Source organism: Flagellimonas marinaquae, from assembly GCF_003992675.1.
Classification (GTDB): domain Bacteria; phylum Bacteroidota; class Bacteroidia; order Flavobacteriales; family Flavobacteriaceae; genus Flagellimonas; species Flagellimonas marinaquae.
This window is the reverse complement of sequence record NZ_RZMZ01000015.1, coordinates 20,538-30,950: the sequence shown is the minus strand read 5'-3', so window position 1 is coordinate 30,950 and position 10,413 is coordinate 20,538. Positions and strand designations below refer to the sequence as shown.

Here is a 10,413-nt window from a genome sequence, read left to right as displayed (position 1 = left end):
AAATTTGGTTTGATAAAGGCTATACGTCCAGTAATCCGTTGGTTTTTTTAACACCTTCGGCACTTTCTTGCATTTTGGCCTTTTCCGCATCGGACAGTTCGATTTCAACGATTTTTTCGATACCGTTCTTGCCCAAGATCACGGGAACACCAATACAGATATCATTTAAACCGTACTCGCCTTCCAACAAGGTGGAACATGGATACATTTTCTTTTGGTCGCAAGCAATGGCCTGCACCAAACCAGAAACAGCGGCTCCTGGAGCGTACCAAGCACTGGTTCCGAGCAATTTGGTCAATGTAGCACCTCCCACCTTGGTCTCTTCCACGACCCAGTTCATTTTTTCTTCGGATAGGAATTCGGAAACCTTTACGCTATTACGGGTGGCATGCCCAATCAAGGGTACCATTCCGGTATCGCTATGTCCTCCGATTACCATTCCATCCACATCGGAAATTGGTGCTCCCAAGGCTTCGGCCAATCTGTATTTAAAACGTGCGCTGTCCAAAGCTCCTCCCATACCAATGATTCGGTTTTTGGGCAAGCCCGTAGCCTTGTGCACCAGATAGGTCATCGTGTCCATAGGATTGCTCACTACAATAATGGTCACGTTGGGAGAGTGCTCCAAGAGACTGGTGGATACCGTTTTTACAATTCCAGCATTGATTCCGATCAATTCCTCGCGGGTCATACCTGGTTTACGTGGTATTCCAGAGGTAATCACTGCGATATCGCTGTTCGCAGTTTTGCTGTAATCGTTGGTGCTTCCAGTAATTTTGGTATCAAATCCATTCAAAGAAGCGGTTTGCATCAAATCCATGGCCTTTCCTTCGGCATAACCTTCTTTGATGTCCAATAAAACAACTTCTGATGCAAAATTTTTCATCGCTATGTATTCAGCGCAGCTTGCTCCTACTGCACCAGCTCCAACTACGGTAACTTTCATGTGTATAGATTTAAATTTTAGTCTTCAAAAATAAGGCATTTGAGGCAGAAAAAAGCTGACTTTTACCAGTTTTAGCGGCTTCTTTTGTGCAAACGGCAGCTTGTTCCCATCAATTTGGATTGTCTGCTCCAACATGACCTACATCATTGTCCTAAACCAAATGCAACTATTTTCCATTTTTTATACAATACATCGTCACAAACCGACGTTCTAATAGTCCCAAATTTAACGTAACCTACTTGACCTATGAAAAAGCTCTTTTCATTGTTGTCGATTGTTGGCATCATCGCCATCAGCAACTGTACACGCGTACCAGAAAACCACGACCCTATCTTGGGCATCTGGTCAAAAACTGAATCTTCCATCCTTGAAGGCAAGGGAACCAACACTACTCGCGAAGAGTGGATTTTTAACGACGTTTATTTAGGTAGGTACCAAACCTACTCCAATTCCAAATTGACTTTTTATACCGATTTTAAATGGTCCGAAGAGAACGGGACCTATACCATTATATATGGTGATTCTCAAGTGAAAGATATCACCGTAAGCTTGGAAAAAGCCAAAAAACCTGAAATCTTAACCTTGGATAATGGCTCGGTCTTCGCCACCAGGGAGTAACGTGAAGGCTACATATATGAAAATAGGAGGCCCCGGGAGCGGGGCCTTCTTTATTTTTGGGTATGTCCTTTGGGTTACCTACTACCTGAATCCGAAGTTGATACCAAAGGTAAAAGTGCGGAATTCGGCAATATTGTATTCGGCATTGAGCCTGAAAAAGCCTAGCTTTATTTTGGTACCCAAGTTGGCGTTAATACCACTGGCATTTTGAGAAACCGTAAATGGATCTACCACAGTTTCGGCGAAGAAAGGTCCGTTGGCCTCGTAGGTACCCAACAAATCAATATCCGATTTTCCTGTGATATAGCCCAACCCACCGTAAAAATTGATGACGGGAATATTTTTGGTTGAAACCACTGCACTAAAGTTCCACGTTTTAAAGGAAGCATCCAGACGCTGGTCACTTCCTTGAATGGTCGAAGAATCGGTGAAATCGTACTCTCCATTCAGATTGGTATAGCCTATTACGGCAGATATAGCAACGGGCAACACCTTATCCGCAGGCAACATTTTGGTGAAATCATATTGCAAACCTGCACCAAACAATCCAATCTTGGCGTCGTCCTCAAACTTGATCTGTGGCAAGAAACGGGCTTTTACCTCCAAACCCTTGATCAACCCCACACTCGCCTGAATATACCCTGATGGGATAAAATTGAGATTTTCGCCCGCAAGACCCGAAGGAAGTTCAAATTCCTCTCGGAACAAGCCGCTTTCGTCTTCCACAAACACTTCTACTCCATCAATGTCGCCCAATGCGGTGGACACCAATCTAGCTTGGCCTGGGTTGTTCACAAAGTCGAGGTTTTCATAATCTGCTGGATTCAAAAGGAAGGCCTTTTTATCATCCTTATTTTTAAAACCAGTCAAGTTTCCAACGATGGAAATTTCAAAACCTCCCAAGGGTTTTGCATCGGCCGTATTGTACCATCCGGTTGAAATACTGTAGAGAGTTCCTTCAGAAACGGGCGATAGATAGGCATTGGCAAATCGTTCGGCATCTGCGACGCCCGATACGAAAATATCGTTTAAATCTTGGGCCTTTACCATGGTCATGGAAACCAGTGCTAAGCCTAATACTATTCTTTTCATACTATTGAAGTTTTGACCAAAACTAAAAAACTCGCCTTTTTGGGGCGAGTTTTTGTTGTGAAATCTAGGTTATTTATACGTCTATGTTGGCATAGACGGCATTTTTCTCTATAAATTCTCGTCGAGGTGGCACCTCATCCCCCATCAACATGGAGAAAATACGGTCGGATTCCGTTGCATTGTCAATCTGTACCTGACGTAATTTTCTAAAATCTGGATTCATAGTCGTATCCCAAAGCTGCTCGGCATTCATCTCACCAAGACCTTTGTAACGCTGGATACCTGCTCCACCACCCATTTCTGCATTGATCGCATCGCGCTCCTTATCGTTCCACGCATAGCGTTTTTTGGCTCCTTTTTTCACCAAATACAATGGCGGGGTCGCAATATAAACGTGCCCACCTTCTATCAATTCCCTCATATAACGGAAGAAGAAGGTCAAAATGAGTGTTTCAATGTGGCTACCATCGACATCCGCATCACACATGATGACAACTTTGTGGTAACGTAGTTTCTCCAAGTTCAAGGCCTTGCTATCTTCCTCCGTTCCGATGGTCACCCCAAGAGCGGTGTAGATATTTTTGATTTCTTCATTTTCAAAAACCTTGTGCTGCATGGCTTTTTCCACATTCAGGATTTTACCTCGTAATGGAAGAATAGCCTGAAAATTACGGTCTCTACCCTGCTTGGCCGTACCTCCCGCGGAATCTCCCTCTACCAGGAACACTTCGCATTTGGTTGGGTCCTGCTCGGAGCAGTCAGATAGCTTTCCTGGCAAACCGCCAACGCTCATCGGGTTCTTACGCTGAACCATTTCACGGGCTTTTGCGGCTGCATGCCTAGCCTGTGCGGCGAGTTTTACCTTTTCCACAATTTGTTTGGCATCATCTGGATTCTCTTCCAGATAGTCGGTCAACATTTCGGAAACAGCCTGGCTGACGGCACTGGTCACCTCACGGTTCCCCAATTTGGTCTTGGTCTGTCCCTCAAACTGTGGCTCGGCTACCTTCACGGATACAATGGCGGTAAGTCCTTCGCGGAAATCGTCTCCTGATATTTCAAACTTGAGCTTATCCAACATCCCAGAGTTATCCGCATACTTTTTCAGGGTTGTGGTCAAACCTCTTCTAAAACCAGAAAGATGCGTACCTCCTTCGTGGGTATTGATATTGTTCACATAGGAATGTAGGTTCTCGGTGTATCCTGTATTGTAGACCATGGCCACTTCCACCGGAATACCGTTCTTTTCACCTTCCATGGAAATCACGCTCTGGATCAAAGGCTCACGAGTGCCATCCAAAAACTTGATAAATTCCTTGAGTCCTTCCTCCGAATGGAAGGTTTCGGAGATAACTTCTCCTTTTTCGTCCTTGCGCCTTTTATCGGTCAAGGTTATGGTTACCCCTTTGTTCAGATAGGAGAGCTCTCTCATCCTATTGGCAAGGGTTTCATAATTGTATTCCGTGGTTTGGGTAAAGATGGTGTTATCTGGAACGAAAGTGACAATAGTTCCAGTCTCGGAACTTTCACCAACACTTTTTACTGGATAAAGGGTTTTTCCTCTTTCGTATTCCTGCTCCCATATCTTTCCATCTCGATATACTGTTGCCTTTAAGTGGGAGGACAAGGCATTCACACAGGAGACACCCACACCGTGGAGTCCACCTGAGACCTTGTAGGAGTCCTTGTCAAATTTACCACCGGCCCCAATTTTGGTCATAACCACCTCCAAGGCAGAAACACCTTCCTTTTTGTGCAGGTCTACAGGGATACCCCTACCGTTATCTTGAGTGGTGATGGAGTTATCCTCATTGATGATCACATCTATCCGATCACAATGGCCGGCCATCGCCTCATCAATGGAGTTATCCACTACCTCGTACACCAAATGGTGCAATCCACGGACCCCAACATCTCCAATATACATGGAAGGTCTCATACGTACGTGCTCCATACCCTCAAGGGCCTGGATACTATCCGCCGAGTATTGTTTCTTGTTTGCTTCTTCGCTCATATATTTATAGGTATTTGGCTCAAAATTTCAAATCTTACAAATATAGTGAATACCCAGTGCAATTAGGCCCAAACCCTATTTCCAACCCCTTAAGTTATCAACAAAAACTGTGGAAAACGCCCCCGTTTTTAGCTGTCAATTTTAGAACAAAGCAGAAAACCATACCAACTGATTTTACGAAATTCAGCAATCAGTGTAAAAGCGGAGATAAGTAAGAAATATTTTATAAGAAGTTAAGTTTAAATCTTTCAAATAGCTATTCAAAACATTGGTGCTTAGGGGCAGAAAGTATATGTTTGTGTGTATACATTCTAATTTAACATTATGAAAAAAGCGTTTTTATTGCTTATGGCAACAGTAGGGTTTGTTTACACAATTCAAGCCCAAGATGGAACCCAGACCGACCAAGGTAGTTGGCTGATTGAAGCCAACACAGGTTTTGGCGGTGTTTCCGCACACGCAGCCAATACAGGGTTTGGTTTTTTTACATCAGATGGAATCACTTCTTGGAGTATTGGCAATGAAGGTGGCTACTTTGTAGCGGATGGTTTGGCACTCAAAGCAGGGGTGGGATACACCAGCACCAGTTTTTCTGATTTTGATATATCGGAATCGATCCTAACCTATAAATTGGGCGCTAAGTATTATATCATAAATACTATCCCCGTTCAAATAGATGTCACTGGCGCCAGCATAAAGGACGCTAACGAAAATCCCCTTTGGTTGGGCTTACAAGGAGGCTATGCCATCTTTATTGGCGATATGGTCAGTATTGAGCCCGGTTTGCGATATAATCTTAGCCTTAATGAGGATTTCACCGATGAAGGAATATTTGAATTCCGAGTAGGTTTCGCTCTTCACTTCTAGTTAGGTCCCAACATTTTTAATACAACTAAAAAGCCCCTTGGACAAGGGGCTTTTCGGACTAATTAAAAAATGAAACAAGTAAGATTTACTGCTCCATATCGTTGGTTGGTAAAGGGGGCTATTTCACATATGCATCGGTATGAACCTTAGCCACAGCTCTTCCCGATGGATCGTTCATGTTCTTAAAGGCCTCATCCCACTCCAAGGCAATCTTGGTACTACAGGCCACTGACGGTTCTTGGGGAACACTCAATGCCGCTGCATCCGAAGGGAAGTGACTTTCAAAAATAGATCGATAATAATATTCTTCTTTCGATGTAGGTGTCTGTATCGGAAATTTGAAATGTGCATTTTGCAACTGCTCATCTGTAATCTCTTCTTCCACCAAGGCTTTTAGGGTATCTATCCAACTATACCCAACGCCATCTGAAAACTGTTCCTTCTGCCTCCAGACGACACTCTCTGGCAGATAGTCTTCAAACGCTTTGCGCACCACCCATTTTTCCATGCGTTCTCCATTGATCATTTTATCTTTTGGGTTAATGCTCATTGCTACATCCATAAACTCTTTGTCCAAGAAAGGCACTCGACCTTCAATACCCCATGCCGCCAAGGATTTATTGGCTCGGAGACAATCATACATGTGGAGTTTGTCCAGTTTCCGAACAGTCTCCTGATGAAAGTCCTTCGGGCTTGGTGCCTTATGAAAGTACAGATAGCCGCCAAACAGTTCATCTGCTCCTTCGCCGGACAAGACCATCTTTATGCCCATGGATTTAATGACCCTTGCCATTAAATACATTGGAGTCGAGGCTCTTATGGTTGTAATATCGTAAGTTTCTAGATTATACACAACATCTTTTATGGCATCAAGCCCTTCTTGTATGGTAAATTTAATCTCGTGGTGCACGGTACCGATGTGGTCCGCCACCTTTCTTGCGGCCGCCAAATCCGGGGAGCCCTCTAGTCCCACGGAGAACGAATGTAGTTGTGGCCACCATGCATCGGCAGTATCACCGGACTCGATTCTTTTTTGGGAATATTTTTTGGCGATCGCCGATGTTACGGAGGAATCCAAGCCGCCGGACAACAATACCCCGTAGGGAACATCGGACATTAGTTGACGGTGCACCGCAGCTTCCAAAGCATCCTTTATTTTTTGGATACTGGTTTCGTTCTCCTTAACAGCATCATACTCCATCCAATCCCGTTTGTACCATCGCACAAATTCTCCATCGGAACTGTGTAAGTAATGCCCCGGAGGAAACAATTGAATCTTGGAGCAGGTGCCTTCCAAGGCCTTTAGCTCAGAAGCTACGTAAAAGGTACCGTTTTTGTCCCATCCAATATACAGCGGAATAATACCCATATGATCGCGGGCAATAAAGTATTCATCCTTTTCAGAATCGTAAATGGCAAAACCAAAAATTCCGTTCATTTCATCTATAAAATGGACACCTTTCTCCTTGTAAAGTGCCAAAATTACCTCACAATCGGATTGGGTTCTAAATTCATAGTTTCCTTCGAACTGCTTTCTTAGCTCTTGATGATTGTATATTTCGCCATTGGCAGCCAACACCAATTTGCCATCCGCGCTCAATAATGGCTGTTTGCCCGAAGCTGGGTCCACAATGGCCAATCGTTCATGGGCAAGGATGGCTTTGTCATCAGAATAAATTCCACTCCAATCCGGCCCACGGTGCCTAACTTTTTTAGACATTTCCAACAATTGGGGCCTTAGTACTTCCGTACTTTCCTTCACATCAAATGCGCATACAATTCCACACATATCTTTATAATTTATAACAATTTTAAAACAAAAATGCATTTTAACATTAAAAAACAAAAGTATATATCAATAATATATTATTATTTTTAATTTTTAATGCCTTATTTCTACATAAATGTAACTGATATTTGTTTTTATGCTTTTATTATGAACGCATTGTAAGGTTGCTTAATTTCCACGTCTGTATATTTGAATAACATTTAATCAAATCCTTAAACTAGGAACTTAAATCACAATCATGAAGAAATTAACCGTATTACTAGTAGTGCTTTGCACCAGCTTGGTATTTACCACCGATGCCACTGCACAGAAATTTAGCGGACTGGACAAAAGTCCTGCCGATATTGCCTATTACCCTGCGAGTTCAAGGGACACCGACAAGGCCGTTCGAGTTATTTACAGCCGTCCTCAACTAAAAGGTCGTAGCTTGGCTGAACTGGCTCCTGTGGGAAAAGTTTGGAGAACTGGAGCGAACGAAGCCACTGAAATTACTTTTTACAAAGATGTGATGATCGGCGGCAAAAGCGTTAAGGCTGGTTCTTACTCCCTTTTTACGATTCCCGGGGAAGATGAGTGGACCGTTATCTTGAACAACAATTTACACCAATGGGGCGCCTATTCCTACGATAGTGATGCCGATGTAGTGCGCGCTATGGCAACTCCTTCCATGGACAACGAAGAATTGGAAGCGTTTGGAATTGCCTTTGATGATGACGGCAACATGGTGATGGGATGGGGAACCACAAGGGTTACCTTGCCTATTAGCTACTAATCCAAATGGATTTCAAATAAGAAAAGCCCCGATTCGGGGCTTTTTTTGTTCCTACGTCAGAAAATTTTCCTATTTCTTCTGAACACCACCTAGGAAAACCTGCTCGGCGGTTACGTTGGGAATCTCTTCCGATGGGATGGTCATCAAATCATCGCTCAATACCACAAAGTCTGCGAATTTTCCCGGTTCAATGCTTCCCTTTTCATCTTCCTCAAAATTGGAATAGGCTGCCCAAATCGTCATTCCCTTCAAGGTTTCCTCCCTGCTCAGGGCATTTTCCATTTGAAAACCACCTTCAGGATATTGCTCAAGATCTTGACGAGCTACCGCTGCGTAAAAGGTTAAAAACGGACTTACTTGTTCCACCGGAAAATCGGTCCCTAAGGCTACCAGCCCAGCTTTGTCGAGCAAATCCTTAAAAGCGTAGGCTCCTTTAACGCGCTCCTCGCCCAATCTATCCTCTGCCCAGTACATATCGCTGGTAGCGTGGGTAGGTTGTACGGACGGTATGATTCCATTTTCAAAATAATCAAAATCGGACGGCGTTATCACCTGCGCATGTTCCACTTTCCACCTACGGTCGCTCTTGCCTTCCAATGCTTTTTTGTAGGCGCGAAGCACCACGATATTGGCAGAATCCCCTATGGCATGGGTATTCATCTGGTAATCTGTGGCGGCAATGCGCTCTGCCAAGGCTTCAATCTGGTCCACTGGAGTGACCATCGCCCCAAAATGTCCCGGCTTATCGGAGTAGGGTGACCGCAAGGCCGCACCGCGGGAACCCAAGGCCCCATCGCCATAAACTTTTACGGAACGAACATTCAACCCTTCGGTTTTGATGATGCCTTTGTTCAAGAAATAATCTAGATTTTCAGGATAGTTAGATACCATGGCATACACCCGAATCGACAATTCATCCGCTTGCTGTAAGCTATCGATGAGCTCGATGATATCCCGAGGCAGGCCGGCATCGTTGACCGTGGTCAGTCCGTAATCCAATGAGATTTTCTCAGCATCTTTTAGCGCCTGTATCTTTTGTTCCAAACTGGCTTCAGGAATTACCTTATCGACCAGAGCCATGGGATTATCCACCAGTACCCCGGTAATTTCCCCATTTTCCTTTACGATTTCACCTCCTTCAGTTTCTGTCTCGTCGGTAATCCCAGCCATATCCAATGCTTTCTGATTAACCAAATAGGCATGGCCATCAACGCGTTCTAGCGCTACGGGGGTATCGGGAAACAATTCATCCAACTTGTCCTTGGTCGGGAACTCCTTGACCTCCCAGTCGTTTTGGTCCCATCCCCTACCTCTAATGAAATTTGAGGGACGCTCTTTCTGAAAGGCCACTACCCGTTCCACAACTTCGTCAAAACTCTGGGTGCCCACCAAATCAACAACTTGTTGGTTCTGCCCCAATCCATAAAAATGGCAATGGGCATCAATGAGGCCTGGAACTATGGTCTTGCCCTCGGCATCCAACTGTTTCTTTGCATTATACTTTTTGGAAATTTCCTCTGAATCGCCAACAGCCACAAACTTGCCATCTTTGACGGCAAAACCGGTCACTTTTGAAAAATTGGCATCGACGGTGTAGACATTCGCGTTGGTAACAATGAGGTCTACCTCTTTTTTAGTGTTGCAAGAGAAGAAAACTGGGATAACAAACAGTAGTAAATATTTTTTCATTATTCTGGGATTAGATCTTTACCATCCCATAAAAATACCTTTTCTTTTACAAATGACTTTAATTCATGCCCTTGATTTAAATCTAAAAACCCCAAAACAATTCTGCCTTCTCTACCAAACCTTTCATTAGGAAAACGGTACTGGTAGTGATATAATTCATTACCCATGTTCTCGGTACTCAAAGTTGGCAACCGATGGAGTGAACCATTTGAGGTTTCCAAAAAATAATGTGAGTCCAGTAAATCTCCACAGCCCGAAAAAAGGTTATCCACAAGGATGACTTTTTCAACTCCGTCAATTTTAGGACAATCATTTATCCAAACCCAAAAATCGGTATTCTCAAGATCTGACTCACTTAAAAAACCAACGAAACGGATTGTATCCTGCCCTTTTAATAGAAAAGCCTCATATTTCTTTTCTTTATATGTCATGGTTGAATCGTCTGTATTTTCGTGCTCCGCATATTCCGAATAAACAATGGAATACTCTTCGTTTGGATAAAATTCGCTTCCATGTCTTGGATATTCAAAAACTTGTGCAGCTACATATTGGCCGAACAATAAAAAGCACCCTAAACTAATTGCCCTAAGGATAAATGATTTCATGGTTATACTATTTTGCTACCA

The 10,413-nt window shown here is 43.6% G+C and carries 9 protein-coding genes; 3 read left to right on the top strand and 6 right to left on the bottom strand.

Translation table 11 applies throughout. The features are described from left to right. Positions 1-19 precede the first annotated feature (19 nt). Positions 20-946, bottom strand: a complete 927-nt coding sequence (gene mdh, locus EO130_RS09435; RefSeq protein ID WP_127141269.1) for a malate dehydrogenase — start codon at positions 944-946, stop codon at positions 20-22. A gap of 246 nt (positions 947-1,192) precedes the next feature. Here mdh and EO130_RS09430 point away from each other — a divergent pair, with 246 nt between their 5' ends. Next, a complete protein-coding gene (locus EO130_RS09430) occupies positions 1,193-1,564 on the top strand; it encodes a hypothetical protein (protein ID WP_241244332.1) in 372 nt (123 codons plus the stop codon). Between the two features lie 81 nt (positions 1,565-1,645). Here EO130_RS09430 and EO130_RS09425 read toward each other — a convergent pair whose 3' ends face one another. Together EO130_RS09425 and gyrB are read right to left on the bottom strand one after the other, a co-directional pair. Then, positions 1,646-2,656, bottom strand: a complete 1,011-nt coding sequence (locus tag EO130_RS09425) for a DUF6588 family protein (RefSeq protein WP_127141268.1) — start codon at positions 2,654-2,656, stop codon at positions 1,646-1,648. Between the two features lie 73 nt (positions 2,657-2,729). Further along, a complete protein-coding gene (gene gyrB, locus EO130_RS09420) occupies positions 2,730-4,670 on the bottom strand; it encodes a DNA topoisomerase (ATP-hydrolyzing) subunit B (RefSeq protein WP_127141267.1) in 1,941 nt (646 codons plus the stop codon). A gap of 324 nt (positions 4,671-4,994) precedes the next feature. Between gyrB and EO130_RS09415 the strand changes: the two genes are divergently transcribed. Continuing rightward, entirely contained in the window at positions 4,995-5,537 is a 543-nt protein-coding gene (locus EO130_RS09415) for a hypothetical protein (protein ID WP_127141266.1), read from the top strand. Positions 5,538-5,655: 118 nt separating this feature from the next. On the opposite strand, the gene asnB is transcribed toward EO130_RS09415, so the two are convergent. Then, positions 5,656-7,326 carry an asparagine synthase B gene (asnB, locus tag EO130_RS09410; RefSeq protein ID WP_127141265.1) on the bottom strand — a complete coding sequence of 557 codons (1,671 nt, stop codon included), beginning with the start codon at positions 7,324-7,326 and terminating at the stop codon, positions 5,656-5,658. Positions 7,327-7,564: 238 nt separating this feature from the next. On the opposite strand from asnB, the gene EO130_RS09405 reads away from it, so the two are divergent. Then, the gene (locus EO130_RS09405; protein ID WP_127141264.1) at positions 7,565-8,098 is read left to right on the top strand and encodes a DUF2911 domain-containing protein; all 534 of its coding nucleotides are present in this window, start codon (positions 7,565-7,567) and stop codon (positions 8,096-8,098) included. A gap of 69 nt (positions 8,099-8,167) precedes the next feature. Here the strand turns inward: EO130_RS09405 and EO130_RS09400 are convergent, their stop codons facing one another. Both EO130_RS09400 and EO130_RS09395 read right to left on the bottom strand, forming a co-directional pair. Continuing rightward, positions 8,168-9,787 (bottom strand): amidohydrolase, encoded by a 1,620-nt coding sequence (locus tag EO130_RS09400; RefSeq protein ID WP_127141263.1) that lies wholly within the window; start codon positions 9,785-9,787, stop codon positions 8,168-8,170. Continuing rightward, positions 9,787-10,392: a hypothetical protein gene (locus EO130_RS09395; RefSeq protein WP_127141262.1), complete on the bottom strand. Its 606-nt coding sequence runs from the start codon at positions 10,390-10,392 to the stop codon at positions 9,787-9,789. Before EO130_RS09395 ends, EO130_RS09400 begins: the two co-directional genes overlap by 1 nt. Positions 10,393-10,413: the final 21 nt, after the last annotated feature.